23 protein-coding genes are annotated in these 17,099 nt (G+C 58.3%); 9 read left to right on the top strand and 14 right to left on the bottom strand.

Annotation, left to right across the window (positions count from 1 at the left end):
* The first annotated feature begins 1 nt into the window (after position 1).
* The 3 genes from AUC45_RS09480 (at position 2) to AUC45_RS09470 (ending at position 2,406) form a co-directional block, all read left to right on the top strand.
* Positions 2–433, top strand: coding sequence for a hypothetical protein (locus AUC45_RS09480; RefSeq protein WP_067601551.1), 432 nt, complete (start codon positions 2–4; stop codon positions 431–433).
* Entirely contained in the window at positions 430–1,140 is a 711-nt protein-coding gene (locus AUC45_RS09475; RefSeq protein WP_067601549.1) for a ribonuclease T, read from the top strand. The genes AUC45_RS09480 and AUC45_RS09475 overlap by 4 nt, the downstream gene beginning before the upstream one ends.
* A gap of 507 nt (positions 1,141–1,647) precedes the next feature.
* Complete coding sequence (locus AUC45_RS09470) at positions 1,648–2,406, top strand: STAS/SEC14 domain-containing protein (RefSeq protein WP_067601546.1); 759 nt, start codon at positions 1,648–1,650, stop codon at positions 2,404–2,406.
* Positions 2,407–2,411: 5 nt separating this feature from the next.
* On the opposite strand, the gene AUC45_RS09465 is transcribed toward AUC45_RS09470, so the two are convergent.
* Complete coding sequence (locus AUC45_RS09465; RefSeq protein WP_067601543.1) at positions 2,412–2,867, bottom strand: nucleoside deaminase; 456 nt, start codon at positions 2,865–2,867, stop codon at positions 2,412–2,414.
* A 148-nt stretch (positions 2,868–3,015) separates the two neighbouring features.
* Between AUC45_RS09465 and rpmB the strand changes: the two genes are divergently transcribed.
* Positions 3,016–3,300 (top strand): 50S ribosomal protein L28, encoded by a 285-nt coding sequence (rpmB, locus tag AUC45_RS09460; RefSeq protein ID WP_067601535.1) that lies wholly within the window; start codon positions 3,016–3,018, stop codon positions 3,298–3,300.
* Here the strand turns inward: rpmB and AUC45_RS09455 are convergent.
* The 4 genes from AUC45_RS09455 to xseA are packed head-to-tail and all read right to left on the bottom strand — an operon-like array spanning position 3,297 to position 6,995.
* Complete coding sequence (locus AUC45_RS09455; RefSeq protein ID WP_067601533.1) at positions 3,297–4,364, bottom strand: esterase-like activity of phytase family protein; 1,068 nt, start codon at positions 4,362–4,364, stop codon at positions 3,297–3,299. The two genes, rpmB and AUC45_RS09455, sit on opposite strands and share 4 nt — an antisense overlap.
* A 21-nt stretch (positions 4,365–4,385) precedes the next feature.
* Complete coding sequence (locus AUC45_RS09450) at positions 4,386–5,279, bottom strand: M23 family metallopeptidase (RefSeq protein WP_067601531.1); 894 nt, start codon at positions 5,277–5,279, stop codon at positions 4,386–4,388.
* A 10-nt stretch (positions 5,280–5,289) separates the two neighbouring features.
* The gene (locus AUC45_RS09445) at positions 5,290–5,493 is read right to left on the bottom strand and encodes a DUF2093 domain-containing protein (protein ID WP_067601528.1); all 204 of its coding nucleotides are present in this window, start codon (positions 5,491–5,493) and stop codon (positions 5,290–5,292) included.
* A gap of 23 nt (positions 5,494–5,516) precedes the next feature.
* Positions 5,517–6,995 carry an exodeoxyribonuclease VII large subunit gene (xseA, locus tag AUC45_RS09440; protein WP_067601524.1) on the bottom strand — a complete coding sequence of 493 codons (1,479 nt, stop codon included), beginning with the start codon at positions 6,993–6,995 and terminating at the stop codon, positions 5,517–5,519.
* Here xseA and purD point away from each other — a divergent pair.
* Complete coding sequence (purD, locus tag AUC45_RS09435; RefSeq protein WP_067601523.1) at positions 6,994–8,265, top strand: phosphoribosylamine--glycine ligase; 1,272 nt, start codon at positions 6,994–6,996, stop codon at positions 8,263–8,265. The genes xseA and purD overlap by 2 nt on opposite strands.
* A 162-nt stretch (positions 8,266–8,427) precedes the next feature.
* The gene (locus tag AUC45_RS09430; RefSeq protein ID WP_156423805.1) at positions 8,428–8,700 is read left to right on the top strand and encodes a hypothetical protein; all 273 of its coding nucleotides are present in this window, start codon (positions 8,428–8,430) and stop codon (positions 8,698–8,700) included.
* Positions 8,701–8,716: 16 nt separating this feature from the next.
* Here the strand turns inward: AUC45_RS09430 and AUC45_RS09425 are convergent, their stop codons facing one another.
* Positions 8,717–9,709, bottom strand: coding sequence for an adenosine kinase (locus tag AUC45_RS09425; protein ID WP_067601518.1), 993 nt, complete (start codon positions 9,707–9,709; stop codon positions 8,717–8,719).
* 119 nt (positions 9,710–9,828) lie between these two features.
* Between AUC45_RS09425 and AUC45_RS09420 the strand changes: the two genes are divergently transcribed.
* From AUC45_RS09420 to AUC45_RS09410, 3 genes are all read left to right on the top strand, one after another.
* Entirely contained in the window at positions 9,829–10,542 is a 714-nt protein-coding gene (locus AUC45_RS09420; RefSeq protein ID WP_067601515.1) for an EI24 domain-containing protein, read from the top strand.
* On the top strand, positions 10,539–10,985 hold the full coding sequence (locus AUC45_RS09415) for a hypothetical protein (protein WP_067601512.1): 447 nt from the start codon (positions 10,539–10,541) through the stop codon (positions 10,983–10,985). Before AUC45_RS09420 ends, AUC45_RS09415 begins: the two co-directional genes overlap by 4 nt.
* A gap of 100 nt (positions 10,986–11,085) precedes the next feature.
* Entirely contained in the window at positions 11,086–12,060 is a 975-nt protein-coding gene (locus AUC45_RS09410; protein WP_067601507.1) for a hypothetical protein, read from the top strand.
* A gap of 12 nt (positions 12,061–12,072) precedes the next feature.
* On the opposite strand, the gene AUC45_RS09405 is transcribed toward AUC45_RS09410, so the two are convergent.
* The 8 genes from AUC45_RS09405 to AUC45_RS09370 are packed head-to-tail and all read right to left on the bottom strand — an operon-like array spanning position 12,073 to position 17,097.
* Positions 12,073–12,549 carry a hypothetical protein gene (locus AUC45_RS09405; RefSeq protein WP_067601506.1) on the bottom strand — a complete coding sequence of 159 codons (477 nt, stop codon included), beginning with the start codon at positions 12,547–12,549 and terminating at the stop codon, positions 12,073–12,075.
* On the bottom strand, positions 12,549–12,902 hold the full coding sequence (locus AUC45_RS09400) for an iron-sulfur cluster assembly accessory protein (RefSeq protein WP_067601505.1): 354 nt from the start codon (positions 12,900–12,902) through the stop codon (positions 12,549–12,551). Before AUC45_RS09400 ends, AUC45_RS09405 begins: the two co-directional genes overlap by 1 nt.
* Positions 12,902–13,402, bottom strand: coding sequence for an SUF system Fe-S cluster assembly protein (locus tag AUC45_RS09395; protein WP_067603745.1), 501 nt, complete (start codon positions 13,400–13,402; stop codon positions 12,902–12,904). Before AUC45_RS09395 ends, AUC45_RS09400 begins: the two co-directional genes overlap by 1 nt.
* Positions 13,402–14,643 carry an aminotransferase class V-fold PLP-dependent enzyme gene (locus AUC45_RS09390; RefSeq protein WP_067601503.1) on the bottom strand — a complete coding sequence of 414 codons (1,242 nt, stop codon included), beginning with the start codon at positions 14,641–14,643 and terminating at the stop codon, positions 13,402–13,404. Before AUC45_RS09390 ends, AUC45_RS09395 begins: the two co-directional genes overlap by 1 nt.
* Entirely contained in the window at positions 14,634–15,050 is a 417-nt protein-coding gene (locus tag AUC45_RS09385; protein ID WP_067601500.1) for a hypothetical protein, read from the bottom strand. The genes AUC45_RS09390 and AUC45_RS09385 overlap by 10 nt, the downstream gene beginning before the upstream one ends.
* Positions 15,047–15,805 carry a SufD family Fe-S cluster assembly protein gene (locus tag AUC45_RS09380; RefSeq protein WP_067601497.1) on the bottom strand — a complete coding sequence of 253 codons (759 nt, stop codon included), beginning with the start codon at positions 15,803–15,805 and terminating at the stop codon, positions 15,047–15,049. The genes AUC45_RS09385 and AUC45_RS09380 overlap by 4 nt, the downstream gene beginning before the upstream one ends.
* On the bottom strand, positions 15,798–16,559 hold the full coding sequence (sufC, locus tag AUC45_RS09375) for a Fe-S cluster assembly ATPase SufC (protein WP_156423804.1): 762 nt from the start codon (positions 16,557–16,559) through the stop codon (positions 15,798–15,800). The genes AUC45_RS09380 and sufC overlap by 8 nt, the downstream gene beginning before the upstream one ends.
* The gene (locus tag AUC45_RS09370; RefSeq protein WP_067601494.1) at positions 16,546–17,097 is read right to left on the bottom strand and encodes a hypothetical protein; all 552 of its coding nucleotides are present in this window, start codon (positions 17,095–17,097) and stop codon (positions 16,546–16,548) included. The genes sufC and AUC45_RS09370 overlap by 14 nt, the downstream gene beginning before the upstream one ends.
* Between the last annotated feature and the right edge of the window lie 2 nt (positions 17,098–17,099).

Genomic DNA, 17,099 nt, shown 5'->3' with positions numbered 1-17,099 from the left:
CATGAAACCCAAAACCATTATCTGGTTCGACTGGTTGTTTTGGATCTCGCTGGTCCTGGGCCTCGTAAGCCTTGCCGTGTCTTGGCCCACCCTGGCAGCTGATCTCGAAGGTGATCCGGACCTACAGACTATCGGGATCGGCGCTGTCATTGGCTTTGTTGCTGTGGGAAATAGCATTTCAATCTTGTTGTGGTTTTTTACCTCGCAAAAGGCGAGCAATGTGGCGCGATGGATTTACTCGGTGCTTGCAGGGTTTGGCGTCTTGGCTGCATTTGTCGATTGGGACATCATGTCGATGCTTGAGATCGTCCTCGGCCTAATATTGGCGGCCATGTCGCTCGCAACGATCATCGTCCTGTTCCTTCCTCCATCGAATGCATGGTTCCGAAATCGCGGGGTCGGCGGGCCCGAAGACATCAAGGCGTTCGAATGAAAACGCGCTCCCTCGCCCTGTTTGCCTTGCTCTTGCCTTCTATTGCGTCAGCTCAGGCGTATCAGTGTCGTGCACCCCAAATCCGCAATGTGCCCACAATCAATGCCGATGGGCCGGTGCGCGATGTTCCCATCACCGGCTATACCCTCGCGCTCAGCTGGTCTCCTGAGTTTTGCAAAGGCCGCGAAGGCCAGCGTTCGCATCGCATCCAATGCTCGGGCGATCACGGACGATTTGCCTTTGTCGTTCATGGGCTGTGGCCGCACAGTCAAACGGGCGGGCGAAGCACGTGGCCTCAATGGTGCCGGGCGCGTGAAAAGCTCACTCCTGCGGTAATACGACGCAATCTGTGCACGCTGCCTTCTGCCCGCTTGATTGCAAGGCAATGGGCAAAGCACGGCACGTGCATGACCAGACGGCCCGATACCTATTTCGCCGTTACACGGATTTTGTGGGAAGCCTTGCGCGTCCCGGAATATGACCGAATCAGCCGCGAAGACGATCTGACCGCTGGCCGCATTCGCCAGGCCTTCGCAGACGCCAATCCGGGCCTCGCGCCAAGCGCAGTCGGCGTCAAGTTAAACGAGCGCGGTTGGCTCCAGGAATTGCGCATCTGCTATTCGCAACGCTTTCGCCCCACGCGGTGCAACGCAGCCCGCTATGGCGCTCGCGATGAAGCTCGCGCCAAGATCTGGCGTGGCATGTAAGGCGAGTTTGGAAAAGAGGGCCCGCTCAGCTTTGGGCAGCGATTAAGTCACTGAAAAGCCGCGCCGCTTCGGACGGGCTCAGCCCGCTGAAGTTTGCTTCAATGGCGCCATCAGCTGAGACGAGTTCACTTTCAAATGTGGCGCGCTCCATCTTAGGGGCGACGTATGGGCGACGGGGGGACAACATCATAACGGCAACTCCAAGGCTAGTTGGTCACAGTCCTCTCCCTGTTGCAGTGCAACATACCAATTGCGGGTACGATTTCGCGCGCGAGGAGACGGGATGTTGGCCAAAGGGGACGAGTTGGTCGCGCCAGAGCCAAGACGCCCCTCACGCACGGCGAATCGTGTAAAATTCGTTCAATGTCAAAGTGTTAGTTGAGTAACGCAACCAGATTAACCCAGAAACCGGAGCACCCCTGCTACGGCAGCCGCTCGAAACCGAATTGAAAAGAGGATTTGATCTCGATCAATGTTTCGACCTCTTCAAAGGGCTAACAAATACAAATGATCGAAATCGAAGAAATCTCGCCTGCTGAACCCAAAGCTCACCGCATTGTTGTGATGGGGCCCTTTCACTACGCCGACGCGGAAAAGGCAGTTGCATTCGCCAAAGAGCACCTGGAGACGGGTGAAAGTGCCAATGTGCTCATTGATCTCACCGCACTCGCGGATTTCTCGTTCTCCGGGCTGGGGGATCAGCTGGTTCACTTGCCGACAATGATCCAATTCATCTATTCGCTGGACCGGATTGCAATTATCTCGGACGAAGACTGGCTACGGAGCGCAGCGCGGATCGAAAGCGCATTGCTCCCGCGGGTTGTCTATCAGGTCTACGATGATGACGAGGCCGAGGCAGCGCGCGCCTGGGTTATGGGCGAAACCGATGAGCCCCGCCGGGGAGCATTCCATGAGCTCGATATCGGAAAGCCCGAAATCGCCGCGTTTGAAGTCACCGGGCGCTTAGATGAGGCGGAATCAAAACGCGGCATTGCGATGATCGAGGAAAAGCTGAGCGCTCCAGACTGCTCACGGCTCATGATGGTCATCCGAAACTGGCATGGCTTTGATGCGGAGTTGATCTTCAGCCCAAGGCTGATGTCTTCAAAGATGAAGCTCATCAAGCAATTTGATCGTTATGCGATCGTCGGAGGGCCAGACTGGGTCGGCGGAATGGGCGAGGTGATGGGCAAACTGGTGAAGCCGACAATCAAGGCGTTTGATCTGGACGAACTAGACGACGCTGTCGCTTGGTTGAGCGAGTAGCTGAACTACCGCCGATCCCTAAAAAACGCGCGCAATAATTCCGCAGCCTCATCCTCGCCCATGCCTGAATAGACTTCTGGTCGATGAAGGCATTGCGGATGCTCAAACACACGTGCGCCATGCTCTAGCCCGCCGCCTTTTGGATCGCTTGCGGCGTAGTAAAGCCTCGCAATTCGCGCATGGGCAATCGCACCCGCGCACATCGAGCAAGGCTCCAGCGTCACATAGATATCGCAATCCGTCAGCCGCTCATCTCCCAAAATGTCTGCCGCGATCCGGATCGCACGCATTTCTGCATGGCCTGTAGGATCGGGGGGAGAGCGGGTGGCATTGCCCGCTATCGCGATCATTTCGCCATCTTTGACGATCACCGCGCCAATCGGAACCTCGCCCGCATCGCCTGCATCGCGCGCAGCTTGCAAAGCATGTTGCATCGGTTCAGGGATTGGCCAGCGGGTCATCGCGGCTAAGCGCTAAGCGGGAGAAGCGCACGAATCAATTGACGATTCGCTTGCGGCTGGCTATGCGGCGCGCTTTCCGGGACGCCCGTAGCTTGGGCCCGCTTTCAAATAGCGGCGCTCCCGCCACTTTGACCAGACGAGAGATACCATGTCGCGTATTTGCGAACTGACCGGCAAAGGTCGCCAGGTCGGCCACAATGTGAGCCACGCCAACAACAAGACGAAGCGCGTCTTCCTGCCCAACCTGCAGAAAGTCACGCTGCTGAGCGAAAAGCTTGATCGCAGCTTCAAGTTCCGCGTGTCGACGCACGGCCTTCGCTCTGTTGAGCATAATGGCGGCCTCGACAACTGGCTGCTCAAGACGAAAGACGAGAAGCTTTCTGCACGCGCTCTCAAAGTGAAACGTGAGCTTAAGAAGGCTGTCGCCGCCTAACCTTCGGGCGAGGGCGCCGAGCCCTCTTGCTTCCACTCCAGCCGCAACATCAATGTGCGCTGGAAGCTGGCAAAATTATCATCCGAGATAACGAAGAGCGCGCCTCGCAATGGCGCGCTTTTTGTGTTGGCCGCAGCGGCGGGTGGCGCAATTGCCTGTGCATTTGGAATTGAAACCCAGGCGATCCCCTCGTAATTATCGGTCAACGATCCGCTGTTTATCAGCATAGCCAGCGAACCCGTCCATTCAGTGCCTTCGTTGATCAAGGCCGGATCGGCTATCATAATCGCATTCTCAAAACTCGGCGGGATTGCAAGATTGGTGCGCCGCAACAGGATCGCGATCTTTCCATTTGGCAACACGGTCGCATCAACGGGGCGAAAATTCTTGTGTGAGACAAAGCGGAAAGAGATGGGCCGCGCGGCTGGATTTAGCATATCGTCTGGAAACAGCAGCGCTTGATGATGGGCCATGCCGCCCCCGCGCCGCGTCGGCCCTTCCGCGATGACGAGAATCCGGCCATCAGGCAGCACTTCCATCGTTTCAGCCCCGCGATTGTCGGGCCAAAGTGACATTGCCACTGGCCGAACTTCGCGGCGCAATCCATCCGGATCAACACGCTCTATCACATTGCCGTGCTCATAGGCGGCCCAAAGATACTGGCTGCTTTTATCCCAGCTCAGCGCTTCGAGATCGATAAGCTCAAAACCTGTTCGATTGGCGCGCCCCATAAATTCGAGCGCCAGGGGCGCCTTAACCGGGCCATTTTTCTCCAACGGGATCGTCAGCCCCCACCCTCGATCGGTGCCCGTCAGCAGTGCGCCATCATTGCGCGATACAAGCGCTGAAAAGCCGCCAAAGAAATGATGGTCGCCTTCAAGGTGCCATGCACCTGTCAATTTGAGCGGGCCGCGCAACGTATCGCCAATCTCGGGCGATAATGTCAGTGGCGAGACCACCAGCGAGCGACCCTCTAGCGAGAGCTGCGGCTGCGAACGAAACCAAACGCCCGGCGCAAGACCAAGCGCGATCAGCACGATCAGGAAAAGGCGGCGGCGGTTCATGGGCAGCCCGAATAAAGAAGTTTAGGGCATCGGCCCCGCGAACAGCAGCGGATCAAGCCGCGCATCGTTCCATTTCAAGCCCCAATGGAGGTGCGGCCCGGATGATCGACCGGTGGAGCCGACATTGCCGATATACTGTCCCTGCTTGACGCTTTGCCCTTTCTCCACCGCGATCTTGGAAGCGTGGAGAAAAGCGCTGTTGAGCCCTGCACCATGGTCAATGATGATCAGGCCACCTTCGAGGCTGAAGCCCATCCGCGCGAGCACCACCACACCATCAGCAGGCGCAACGAATGGCACTCCATTACCGGGCGCGATGTCGATACCAGAATGATAGCTGCCCGGTTCGCCGCGATAGATGCGCTGGCGACCGAACAGGCCCGAAATGCGCCCCACCACAGGCCAAATAAACTTCTGCTTCCAGCCTTCAGCGCCCGTTTCCATCGCACGGGCTGCGATGATCTCGTTGTATTCAGGTTCACGCTTTTTCCACCAGGCCTCTAGGTCGCGGCCTGTGCCCTTGGCGACATTCACGTGCTGGATGTTCCATTTGCGCGGCGCAATCGGGATCTCTTGGCGCGCAAATTTGCCATTGTTGAGCGTCGCCATAAGCGTGATCGATTCAGGAGCATCACGATCAAAAGCGGCGAAAAAGCTGCCGTCGTCAGCATATTCAAGCTTCGAATTGCCGAGTGTCGCGCGGATCGTTCCCGTGGGCACTTGCCCGCGGATAAAACCGCCTTGGGTAAGCTCTCCGGCAAATTCGAAATCGGTTCGGGCAGGGTTGGCAGCCTCGCTCGTTCCCGCCGTAATCTGGGGTGTTGCTTCAGCGCCGACGAGGTCCGGTTCAGCCGCTTGGCTGCCGCTGCATGCGGCGATGATGGCGGCCAGAAAAGCCAGTGAGCCCAATTTCATCGTGTGCAGACTACTCACTAGCGAGCAGGCGCTTGGTCGCGATCTCACACGTTGCGTAGGCTTCTTGGTGCTCCGCGCTCCAATACCGCAATTCTTCCAAGGGGATAATCGTGCCGCTCACCGCGCAGACGACGTGTTGTCCGGGGCGCAAAACGCGAAAGCTGGAGGGGCCATAATAGAGTTTGGCGGCGCTATCTTTTCTCGACATCAACATGAAATGAGCCTTAGCACAGGAGCTTAGTCAAACAAATCATCTTGGGCCGGATTGGTCGCTTTTGATGCGCGCGCTGGTTTGGCGCGTTCCGGCTTGGGCGATTTGGGCGATTTCGGATCGGTGTGCACGCCCAACGAGCCATCGCGAAACTGCAGGGAAAGCGCCGCCTCCTCGCTTGCGGCCTTGCTTGAGGTAAGCGCCGCGCCCGCCGCATCACGAACAATCGCATATCCACGCTCAAGCGGTTTTTCGGGGTGAAGTTGGCTCGCGAGCCGGGTCAATGCTGCCAGTTTATCCCTGCGATCGCGCAAGGGCCGCTCAACCAGAGCTGGCACCAAGCGCACTCGCTCAAGCCGTTCTTGCGCCGTATCCTGCTGCCTTTCCAGCATCGAAGGCGACATACGGGCGCCAATTCCGACCAGCCGCTCACGGCCCTTGCCAGCTCGATCCGTCAGGCCTCTGCGAAGTCGCTCTGAAAGCTCATCGAGACGCTGAGCCTGCGGTTGCAACACGTTTTGAGCTTTGGGAAGGCGCTGGATACGCGCAGCCAGCCGTTCACGACCCAATTCGACGGGGCGCAGCACAGCGCGCCGCTGACGATTGTCGAGATCGGCGAGAGTTGCCACGAGGTCAGCCCTTACCGGCACCGCAATTTCCGCTGCCGCGCTGGGCGTGGGCGCGCGCCTGTCGGACGCATAGTCCACCAGAGTCGTGTCGGTCTCATGCCCCACCGCAGAGATCACCGGGATGGTACATTCTGCGACCGCGCGAACCACTATCTCCTCATTGAAGCTCCAGAGATCCTCAATCGAGCCGCCCCCGCGCGCGACAATCACGACATCGGGCTTTGGCACCGGGCAATCTGCAGGCATTTCCGAGAATCCGCGAACTGCTCCTGCGACCTGCTCTGCTGCGCCTTGCCCCTGCACCAGCACCGGCCAAACGAGAACATGGCTGGGAAAGCGGTCCGCCAGCCGGTGAAGGATATCACGGATCACCGAACCTGTCGGCGAAGTCACCACGCCGATCGTGCGCGGCAGATAAGGCAGCCGCCGCTTGCGCCCCTCGGCAAACAGGCCCTCTGCCGCCAAACGTTCGCGGGTCTTTTCAAGCAGTGCGAGCAAAGCGCCTTCGCCTGCCAGTTCGAGCTGATCGATCACAATCTGGTATTTGGAGCGACCGGCATATGTCGTTAGCTTGCCCGTTGCGATCACTTCCAGGCCATCTTCGGGGGCAAAGTTCAACCGGCCCGTGCTGCCGCGCCACATCACGCCATCAAGTACAGCCTTGTCGTCTTTCAGCGCGCAATACATGTGCCCTGATGCCGCGCGTTTGACGCCCGACAGCTCACCGCGAACTCGTACATGACCAAAGCGATCCTCCACCGTCCGCTTTAGCGCCTGTGACAATTCGGTGATGGACAGCGGCTGTGCGTTGTCGCTCGGCTCAACGCGCGCTACCAGCCCTGATCGGTCGCCTGTTGATGAAGGAGTGCGCGCCATGAATGTCCTGCTTTTGGGGTCGGGTGGCCGCGAACATGCGTTAGCCTGGAAGCTCGCGCAATCCCCCAAGGTAACGCAGCTTTACGCAGCCCCCGGAAATCCCGGCATGGCTGAATGCGCCAAATGCCTTGCTCTCGATGCGGGTGATCACGGCGCAGTGGCGACATTTTGCGAGGCCAACTCCATCGCGCTGGTCGTGATTGGCCCTGAAGCGCCATTGGTCGACGGGCTGGCCGATAGCCTGCGCGAGAATGATATTGCCGTGTTCGGCCCGTCAAAAGCTGCCGCTCAGCTGGAAGGGTCAAAAGGCTTTACCAAAGATCTGTGCATGCGCGCCGATATCCCGACGGCAAAATATGTCCGGGCCGACACGCTCGAAGCCGCGATCAGCGCGCTCGATGGGTTCAGTGCGCCTTTCGTGCTTAAGGCCGATGGCCTGGCCGCGGGCAAGGGCGTCGTCATAGCAGAAAAGAAGGAAGAGGCTCTCGCCGCCCTCCAAGGCATTTTTGCGGGCGAGTTTGGCGAGGCAGGCGCATCGGTCGTGATCGAGGAGTTTCTCGAGGGTGAGGAAGCGAGTTTCTTCGCCATCACCGATGGCACCAACATTCTCCCTTTCGGGAGTGCGCAGGATCATAAGCGCGTCGGCGAAGGCGACACCGGCCCCAATACAGGCGGAATGGGTGCCTATTCGCCAGCGCCCGTGCTGACGCCAGAACTGCAATCCACCGTGATGGCACAGATTATAGAGCCGACGGTCGAGGCAATGCGCGCGGAGGGCATGCCCTATTCCGGCGTGCTTTATGCCGGGCTTATGCTCACCTCTGAGGGGCCAAAGCTGATCGAATACAATTGCCGCTTTGGCGATCCGGAATGCCAGGTGTTGATGATGCGCCTGGAAAGCGATCTCGCCGAAATTATGCTCGCCTGCGCGAGTGGCGAGCTGGCCGGTGTTGAAGCGAAATTCTCTAAAAATACCGCGCTGACTGTGGTGATGGCGGCCAATGGCTATCCAGCAACGCCGGAAAAGGGCGGCGTGATCGACTTGGGTAAGGCCGAGGCAGAAGGCGCAAAAATCTTCCATGCCGGTACCAAAACGCAGGACGGCAAACTGATCGCCAACGGAGGCCGCGTGCTGAATGTGACCGGCATGGGTTCAAACGTCTCCGAAGCGCAAGCCACGACCTATAAGGCGGTGAAAGCGGTGGACTTCCCAAGCGGTTTTTACCGGAGCGATATCGGCTGGCGCGAGGTCGCGCGGGAGAAAGCCTAAGCGCACGGACTTTTGACACAGATCAATGACGGAACGTATTTGACAGGCCACATCATGCACATGCTTCAGAAGGTCCTCTTTCGCTTTATGCTGCTTTTTCTTTCAGCACTTGCGGTCTCTGCTTGCCAGACTGTGGCGCCAGAGCGGGCGGAGACCGCATTAGTGTCTCAACCCACACCGCCCAATCTCGTTCAGGGCGTGTGCGGGGATTGTCATGGGGTGGAGCCGCCCTTCCTTTCGCCCAATCCGTCCGCGCCCAGCTTTGCCGATATCGCAAACCGGCAAGGCATGAGCGAGGAGAGCCTCACGTCATGGCTGATTGAGGCGCACAATTATCCCGAATTGATGGATTTTGAGCTTTCGGAAAGCGAGGCGGGAGAAGTCGCACGCTATCTCATCAGCCTGCAGAGCGAGGACTACGAAAAGGCGCCCTGAGCAACCTCGCGCGGTCTTAAAGCTTTTCTTCCATCAGTTTCTTCATGTCGGCCTCCGGACGCGGGCCGTAATGCGAGATGACTTCTGCCGCGGCGATTGCCCCGCGTTTAAGGCACACGTCAAGCGGCGCGCCTTTCGCAAAACCTGACAAAAAGCCGGCCGCGAATTGATCGCCCGCGCCGGTCGTGTCGATAACACGCTCAATCGGTTCCGCGAGAACTTCGGCTCGCTCGCCCTGCGCGCATGCAACCGCACCCTTCTCGCTCCGGGTTGCGACCAAGACAGGAACTTTTGGCGCGATCATTTCGAAGCCTTTTTCAAAGTCATCTTCCCCCGTCAAAGTCGCGAGCTCGCTTTCATTGACGAACAGGATGTCGATTACGCCATCTTCGATCATGGCGCGGAAATCATCGCCGTGGCGTTCAATGACGAAGCTTTCTGATGCGGTAAAAGCGATACGGCGGCCTGCTTTCTTTGCGACATCGATTGCGCGGCGCATGGCTCGGCGCGGTTCTTCCGGGTCCCACAGATATCCTTCGAGATAGAGGATCGAAGCGCTCGCGATCAGATCTTCATCAAGAGCGGCTGCCGGAAGGTATTGGCCAGCACCGAGGAAAGTATTCATCGTACGCTCGCCATCGGGCGTCACGAAGATGAGGACCCGGCCCGTTGCAGGCTCACCCTCGCGCGCTTCGGTATCAAAATCGATACCCGTCGCCCGCATGTCGTGGCGAAAAACCTTGCCCAGCTGATCGTCTGCAACCTGGCCGATAAATGCACATTGCAGGCCCAGCGTGGAAAGGCCGGCCAAAGTGTTTGCAGCGGATCCACCCGATATCTCTTTGGCAGGAGGCATCGCATCATATAACTCATCCGCGCGCGCCTCATCGACCAGGGTCATCCCGCCGCGATTGAGTTGCAGCTCGGTGATCAACTCCTCTTTGCAAGAAGCGATTACATCCACCACGGCATTGCCAATGGCGATTACGTCATATCTGGGTTCGGTCACTTGGAAGTCCTGTCATTGAAAGATTGGCGGCGCGTTAGCGGCAAGCAGGCCGTGCGCCAAGCTGTTTGGGCTCAGCGGTTTGACTTAGCCGCAGCATAACCGCATGCGTTGGGCCACTGATGCAGATCGTCCTTCAATCCCTCATCAAGGCATTCGGCCAGCTTGGCGATCCGGCGGTGGTGCGATTGCTCGTGAAGACATTGCTGGTGACGCTGCTGATTTTCGCAATGTTGGGCGTCGGCCTTTGGTGGGTGATTGAAAGCCTGGCAATGCCATGGCTGCTCACCCTTCTGCCTGAAGGATATGCCGAGCCTGCCACAGCCATCCTTGCTTTGCTGCTGGGATTGTTGGGGTTCTGGATCCTTTTCCGGGTCGTTGCGGTCGCCGTTTTGCAGTTTTTCGCCGACGAAGTCGTCGCGGCGGTGGAGCAGAAGCACTATCCTGAAGCGGCAAAGGAAGCACGAAATCTTCCCTTTGCGCGCGATTTCGCCAATTCACTGCGCGGTATTGGCCGGACGATCGGCGTTAATCTGCTCGCACTTCCCTTCGTTCTTGTGCTGATCGTGACCGGCATCGGACCTGCTATTCTGCTGATTGCAGTCAATGGCTGGCTTTTGGGGAGAGAGTTAACCGATATGGCATGGCTTCGCCATTGCGGTGATGTTGATTTGGCAAACCCAGTCGCTGGACTTACGCGTTTCCTGCTGGGGACAAGCGTTGCGCTGCTGATGCTCGTTCCAGTCGCAGGCTTTATTGCTCCTATCGTTGGCGCAGCGGCAAGCACTCATCTGGTGCATCAGGCGCGCGCAATCCGGCGACAGGAGCAGGTATGACAGCAAAGGGCGCGGGGTTGGTTTTGTTGGCCACCGCCCTCGGTGCCTGCGCTTCGGGATCAGGCGGCGTTTCGCCGATCCGCACATCAACCGATCCGCGCGTAGCGACCCCTGCACCTGTTCGGACGGCGCCTCAGCCCGCCCCAGCCGCCAACGCCCGCCAACCCAGCATTCTGCGCGAAGCAGGGCTCGAGGCGATCATCGGCGCGCAAGCACCCGCTCTCACCGCGCGTTTCGGTAAAGCGCGTATCGATTTAGCTGAAGGGGACGCGCGTAAGCTGCAATTCGTCAGTGAAACCTGCGTGCTTGATATCTACCTCTATCCTGTTCGCAATGGTGATGCGCAGGTGGCAACGCATGTTGAGGCGCGGCAGCGCAAAAGCGGTGCAGCAACCAGCCGATCAGGGTGCGCTGCCGATATCGCACGAAATCCGGCAAGATAAACAAAGGCTAATTTTCGGACCGACAGTAACCCGGTCTTAAGCGTATTCGTGCCATGGCCAAGGGCAGTTACCGCTTTGAGACCAAGGAAACTGTTAAGCCATGACCACTCATTTCATCGAGCTTGCCCGGCGTGCCGCCGACGATGGTACGGTCTGTTCTGACGAAGTGCTCGCGCTCCGCCGTCAGGGCTGGGGCGATGGCATCATCGCGCGTGATGAAGCAGAAGCCTTGTTTGCGCTTAATGACGCACTCGATGATCGGACTGAGGAATGGAGTGATTTCTTTGTCGAAGCAATCGGCGAATTTGTTCTCAACGGCACTCCGCCGCGCCTCCAATGTGATGATGCAGAAGCGCGCTGGCTCATCGACAAGATCGATCACGATGGCGTGCTCGAAAGCATGGTTGAGCTTGAAACACTGGTTCGCATTATCGAGCGCGCTGAAAACACGCCAACCATCCTCAAGGACTACGTTCTTAAACAGATTGAGCGCGAGATTCTGACAGGTACTGGCCCCACTCGCTGCGGCGGTGAGCTGTCCGATACGCATATCAGCTCTGCTGAATGCAAGGTGCTGCGCCGCGTGATCTTTGCAAGCGGTGGAAGTGGCCCGGCTGCCGTGTCGCGTTTTGATGCCGAAATGCTGTTCCGCCTGAAGGACGAGACACTGGCTGATGCAAATGCTCCCGAATGGGGAGACCTGTTTGTCGATGGCGTTGCAAATTACCTCAAAGGCTTCACCATGGCGCACGCTCAACTGAGCCATGGCCGCCGGTTGGAGCTTGAGCGCTTTATCGCCGACAATCAGTCCAACGTCGGCCGCTTCATGGGCGGCATGTTTCGCGAGGCGCCCAATGTCGCCGGTAATGTGGCCAATGTCTTGGGCGTGGTTTTCGGCAAACGCAAAGGCGGCGCAGTGTCAGAAGCAGCAGGCGAGAAAATCGTCGCGCAATCGGTGAAAGGCGCCGAAGTGACCGAGGCAGAGCTTGATTGGCTCGATTCCATGGTCAACGCCGATGGCAAGCTGGACGATCTTGAAAAACGCCTGATCAAGCGGCTGGAGAAACAGGGCTAACCGCTCAACCGTTCAACCGTTCAAAGCCGCAAAATTGGACTTCACAAGTCCGCGCCAGCGACGCTGCCTGTGCCCATAAAATGCCTTGGCAAACATCGCGATAAGCGGTGTCAGCATGCCTGCGTCCACCGTTACACGATCAGTGTACTGGGTTGCTGCTCCATCAGCAGTCGGCGCGATCATAATCCAGTGATCCCACCGCTTGATCATTGGGCTGTAGCCATTGTCGCGAAGAAAGCGGGTGGAGCCTTCGGAATCGGGAAAGCTGATGGCGATGGCCTGCCATCCCATCGGGACCAGCCCAAACAAGTACATCTGCGCGCGGTATTCGCCGGCTCGCCAGACCTCCGGAAATCCGTCTTTGTCGATCGGCACAAAACGCAAGATCGGCGCAGTAATATGCTGTAAAACTTGCGAAGTCTGAACGCGCGCCCAAATCTCATCCGGGTTGCAATCCAGCCGTGTCGTAAGTTCCACGACTTTCGGCATCAGACCATAAAGCTCTCGCCGCAGCCGCACGCACCTTTGGCATTGGGATTGTCGAACACAAAGCCCGCGGTGAAATCGTCCTCGACCCAGTCCATCGTCGATCCGACAAGGTAGAGAACGCTCGCACCGTCAATGTAGAATGTGCCGCCGGACGTTTCGATTTTCTCGTCGAATTTCGCCTCTTCAGTGACGTAGTCGACCGAATAGGCAAGGCCGGAACAGCCGCGCCGCGGAGTGGAGAGTTTAACACCGATGGCATCATCAGGCGCCTTGCTCATCAGGTGCGCGACGCGTTCCTCCGCGCCTTTCGTTAGGATCACCGCTGCGGGGCGTTCTTTTAGTGTCGTCGTCATCACAGCATTCCCAATTCAAGCCGCGCTTCGTCGGACATTTTCTCCGGCGACCACGGCGGATCCCACACAAGATTGACCTCGGCGTCGCGAATGCCTGGCACTGATGACGCGCGCAATTCGACCTCGCCCGGCATGGTTTCAGCAACCGGACAATGGGGCGTTGTAAGCGTCATAGTAACAGTCGCATCGGCTTCATCGTCCACTTCGACGCCGTAAATCAGGCCCAGATCATAGATATTGACTGGAATTTCCGGATCGTAAATCTCTTTTAAGGCATCAATGACAGCCTGCTGCAATTCGCCGCCATCGCCGGTTGCGGATGCGTCAGCAGGTTTTGCAGCGAGGAAGCCCTCCAGATAGTCGCGCTCTCTTTTGGGAGCTGGTTCAGCCGGAGCCTCATCATCAATCGCATCCGAAACGCGCGCGCGCGGCGGCTTCACCACCTCATCGTTGGGTGCAGGCGCTGCGACAAAATCGCGTGATTTATCTGGTTTGTTCATCATGCTTTTCCAAAAATCCGTTTGGTCCGGGCAATTCCTTCAAGAAGCGCATCGACATCGGCGTCACTCGAATAAGCGCCAAAACTGGCACGCGCGGTGGCTGGGACGTCGAGATAATCCATCAAAGGCTGCGCACAATGGTGCCCGGCGCGGATCGCGACATTGGCTTCATCGAGGATGGTGCCGAGATCGTGCGGGTGAATGCCGTCGATCGCAAAGCTCACAATACCGGCGCTGTCAGCGGGGCCATAGAGCGTTACGTCGTTCATCGCGCCAAGTTCGCCGCGCAGACGTTCAACCAGTTTCGCTTCGTGGGCGTGCAGACGATCAAGCCCGATATCGCTCACATAATCAGCGGCCGCTGCAAATGCGATGGCTTCGGTAATGGCGGGAGTGCCAGCTTCGAAACGCTGCGGAGCCGGGGCGTAAGTGGTTTTTTCGAATGTCACGCGGTCAATCATCGCACCGCCGCCTTCCCATGGCGGCATATCGGCGAGAATTCCTTCGCGCGCCCACAAAGCGCCAATCCCAGTTGGACCGTAAAGCTTGTGCGCTGAAAAGACGTAGAAATCACAATCGAGCGTTTTGACATCAACCGGCATATGCGGCGCAGACTGACAGCCATCGAGCAACAGTTTTGCGCCAACCCTGTGTGCCATCGCCGCCGCGCGGGGGGCATCGAGCACACCGCCAAGCACATTGGAGACATGGCCGAACGCGACAAGCTTATGCTGCTCCGTCAACATGGCCTCAGCCGCATCGAGATCGATTTGGTGATCGCCGGTTAGCGGGCATGCATCGATATGCGCACCCACACGCTCAGCCAGCATCTGCCAGGGCACGATATTGGAATGATGCTCAAGCTGGGAAAGCAGGATGCGGTCGCCTTTGCTGATATTCGCTTGCCCCCAGGTGTTCGCCACCAGGTTGATCGCTTCGGTCGCACCGCGCGTGAAGACGATTTCATCCTCTGAGCCGCCCAAGAAGCTCGCAATCCGCCTGCGCGCCGCTTCGTAAGCGAGCGTCATTTCGGCTGAGCGCGCATAAACGCCGCGGTGGACTGTAGCGTAGTCCTCACCCAAAGCCCGCGCCATCGCATCGATCACGACGCGCGGTTTTTGCGAAGTCGCCGCCGTGTCGAGATAATGCCAAGGCTCACCGTCCCGCGTCACAAGACCTGGAAAGTCGCCGCGCACATCTGGAAAGGCGTCAGTGGTTTCGATTTTAGTGATTACGGACATGTTCCGACCTTCCAATCGCCCAATTCGCCGCCGCGGGCACATCGGGATTCAAGCTTGTACGCGCTCCTCTTCCAGCCATCCGCCACCGGTCTAAGCCGGATCGTATAGCGTTGTGCCGAGGTTGAATCGTCGAGCAGCCCATCAAGCGTCACAGTTATAAGAAGCTGTTCCGGGTCGTTCTCATACTTCGCCGCCTCAACGGACAACGTCTGCCTGCCTTCGAGCGATTCCGGAAAATCGCCCACCAGATCAACCGCAGCCTCAATGGGAGTTGCGTAAACCGGGGTGGGCACGGTCATAATAACAGTGTCGGATTGAGGTTTGGTGCCAACTGCGTCGTCCTGCGCCCATGCAACTTGCGCGGATCCCAACAGGCTAGCTGCAAAGATGAAAGGACCGGCGTTCACAGCCCTGATCCTCCCAAGTGATCAAGCGCGGCATCAAGCAGCCTCTCGCGCTCACTTTCATCTTCAAGCTCGACAAAGGCATCGCCAATAAAAGCCTGCACTAGCAGGCGCTGTGCCATCTCAGGCGAAAGCCCGCGCGCTGCCATGTAGAAGCGCGCGTTTTCATCCAATTCGCCAACTGTCGCGCCGTGTGCGCATTTCACATCGTCTGCGAAAATCTCGAGCTGCGGCACAGCATTCGCACTCGCGCCTTGTTGGAGCAGCAGAGCCTTGAAATCCTGCGCCGCATCGGTCTTTTGCGCGTGACGCGCGACCTTGATCTCGCCAAGGAAATTGCCCGTTGCCGTGCCCCAATGCACGCTGCGGACGGTCTGATTGCTGGTCGCATTGGGGGCAGAATGGAGCGTTGTCGTGACGATTTCCCGTGTTGCATCGCCGCCGCCAATCGTGACACCGCCCAGCTCAAAATGAGCGCCATCGGCGAGTGTCACCTCGATTTCGAGCCGCGTTGAGGCGCCGCCTGCCAGCGTTGCAAAAATCTCAGCACGCGCTCCAGCACCCAAGGTCACTCGAAGACGCTGCAATTCCGACGTGTCACTTCCCAGGACCAGATTGCGCTGGAACGTCTCGCCATCGGCAACCGCAATCTCGTCCCACGCGTCTAGTGCAGCCGAGCCCAATGCCTCGACCGCATCGATGTCGGCATAGCGCCACGCTTCTTCGCGCCGGGTGGGGAGGGTGGCTGCCTCAGGCATTAGCCATCACCGCGTCATAGCCTTCTTCCTCGAGCCGCAGCGCAAGCTCTGGCCCGCCGGTTTCGACAATCCGGCCATCCGCCAGAACGCTCACCCGATCAGGCTTCACGACATCAAGCAGGCGTTGGTAGTGCGTGATCAGCAACACGCCTTTATCGGCGCTGCGCATGATTGCATTAATGCCTTCGCCCACGACGCGCAGAGCGTCGATATCGAGTCCGCTATCGGTTTCATCCAGCACGGCGAATTGCGGATCAAGAATGCCCATTTGGACCATTTCCGCGCGCTTCTTTTCGCCGCCCGAGAACCCGACATTCACCTGCCGCTTGAGCATGTCCATATCCATCTTGAGAAGCGCCGCTTTCTCTTTGGCAAGCTTCAGGAACTCGCCGCCAGACAGCGGTTCTTCCTCGCGATATTTGCGTTGCGCATTCAGCGCCTCACGCAGGAACTGGACGTTGGAGACACCCGGAATTTCGACCGGATACTGAAAACCCAGAAACAGCCCCTCGCCAGCGCGCTCATGCGGATCGAGATCGAGCAGATCCTTGCCGTTGAACGTCACTGAGCCGCCGGTCACTTCATAACCGGGCTTTCCGCCGAGCACATGCGCCAGCGTCGACTTGCCTGCGCCATTCGGGCCCATGATTGCGTGCACTTCGCCTGGTGCAACCTCAAGGCTCAAGCCTTTGAGGATTGGTTTGGTACCATCCGAGCTTTCGACTTCGGCGGTAAGGTTATTAATAGCCAACATTGGCAGGCTCCTGAGAGGGGGTAGAGTTGGTGGTTTCGGCCGCAGCATCCGCTTCGGCTTCGCGCGCGATGGCCGCATCACGCTCGGCAATTTGCTCTTCGTACTTGCGCCGGCGCTCTTCTGTGGCGCGAATCTGAAGCTCGAATTGCTGATCAAGATTGCGACCGCGCTGAATGTGAATATTGCCCAGCGTGTCAAACGCTTCAGTCACCTTCGCAGGCGGCATCGTGTCGGTGCGCCCGCGCCGGGCCAGCACGGCATTCGACTGCGCGATTGCCTCGGCGCGCACTTCTGCACAGCGAGGGAGCGCTGCACGGTGCTGCTGTTCGACATTGGGCCTTCCATCGAGGATCAGATTGGTGTGCTCAAGGCAGTTCTTGTAGTCGCTCACATAGGGCTGCATCGCGATGTCGTAGGTGAGTTCCCAGGTTTCGGGCAGCTTGGTGTATTCGCTCCCGCCCAAAACGCTTTCATCAGTCACAGGAGCAGGCTGCGTGATGGCTACGAACATGGCGATTGGGAAAATGGCGGTTGGCATTG

Source organism: Erythrobacter sp. YT30 (genome assembly GCF_001542875.1).
Lineage (GTDB): Bacteria > Pseudomonadota > Alphaproteobacteria > Sphingomonadales > Sphingomonadaceae > Erythrobacter.
This window is presented reverse-complemented; position numbering and strand designations above follow the sequence as displayed.

Excerpts from the sequence above, each read along its gene's own strand:
- AUC45_RS09480 (WP_067601551.1), top strand. The coding sequence starts at position 2 with ATGAAACCCAAAACCATTATCTGGTTCGACTGGTTGTTTTGGATCTCG.
- AUC45_RS09475 (WP_067601549.1), top strand. The coding sequence starts at position 430 with ATGAAAACGCGCTCCCTCGCCCTGTTTGCCTTGCTCTTGCCTTCTATT.
- AUC45_RS09470 (WP_067601546.1), top strand. The coding sequence starts at position 1,648 with ATGATCGAAATCGAAGAAATCTCGCCTGCTGAACCCAAAGCTCACCGC.
- AUC45_RS09465 (WP_067601543.1), bottom strand. The coding sequence starts at position 2,867 with ATGACCCGCTGGCCAATCCCTGAACCGATGCAACATGCTTTGCAAGCT.
- rpmB (WP_067601535.1), top strand. The coding sequence starts at position 3,016 with ATGTCGCGTATTTGCGAACTGACCGGCAAAGGTCGCCAGGTCGGCCAC.
- AUC45_RS09455 (WP_067601533.1), bottom strand. The coding sequence starts at position 4,364 with ATGAACCGCCGCCGCCTTTTCCTGATCGTGCTGATCGCGCTTGGTCTT.
- AUC45_RS09450 (WP_067601531.1), bottom strand. The coding sequence starts at position 5,279 with ATGAAATTGGGCTCACTGGCTTTTCTGGCCGCCATCATCGCCGCATGC.
- AUC45_RS09445 (WP_067601528.1), bottom strand. The coding sequence starts at position 5,493 with ATGTTGATGTCGAGAAAAGATAGCGCCGCCAAACTCTATTATGGCCCC.
- purD (WP_067601523.1), top strand. The coding sequence starts at position 6,994 with ATGAATGTCCTGCTTTTGGGGTCGGGTGGCCGCGAACATGCGTTAGCC.
- xseA (WP_067601524.1), bottom strand. The coding sequence starts at position 6,995 with ATGGCGCGCACTCCTTCATCAACAGGCGACCGATCAGGGCTGGTAGCG.
- AUC45_RS09420 (WP_067601515.1), top strand. The coding sequence starts at position 9,829 with ATGCAGATCGTCCTTCAATCCCTCATCAAGGCATTCGGCCAGCTTGGC.
- AUC45_RS09415 (WP_067601512.1), top strand. The coding sequence starts at position 10,539 with ATGACAGCAAAGGGCGCGGGGTTGGTTTTGTTGGCCACCGCCCTCGGT.
- AUC45_RS09410 (WP_067601507.1), top strand. The coding sequence starts at position 11,086 with ATGACCACTCATTTCATCGAGCTTGCCCGGCGTGCCGCCGACGATGGT.
- AUC45_RS09405 (WP_067601506.1), bottom strand. The coding sequence starts at position 12,549 with ATGCCGAAAGTCGTGGAACTTACGACACGGCTGGATTGCAACCCGGAT.
- AUC45_RS09400 (WP_067601505.1), bottom strand. The coding sequence starts at position 12,902 with ATGACGACGACACTAAAAGAACGCCCCGCAGCGGTGATCCTAACGAAA.
- AUC45_RS09395 (WP_067603745.1), bottom strand. The coding sequence starts at position 13,402 with ATGAACAAACCAGATAAATCACGCGATTTTGTCGCAGCGCCTGCACCC.
- AUC45_RS09390 (WP_067601503.1), bottom strand. The coding sequence starts at position 14,643 with ATGTCCGTAATCACTAAAATCGAAACCACTGACGCCTTTCCAGATGTG.
- AUC45_RS09380 (WP_067601497.1), bottom strand. The coding sequence starts at position 15,805 with ATGCCTGAGGCAGCCACCCTCCCCACCCGGCGCGAAGAAGCGTGGCGC.
- sufC (WP_156423804.1), bottom strand. The coding sequence starts at position 16,559 with ATGTTGGCTATTAATAACCTTACCGCCGAAGTCGAAAGCTCGGATGGT.
- AUC45_RS09370 (WP_067601494.1), bottom strand. The coding sequence starts at position 17,097 with ATGCCAACCGCCATTTTCCCAATCGCCATGTTCGTAGCCATCACGCAG.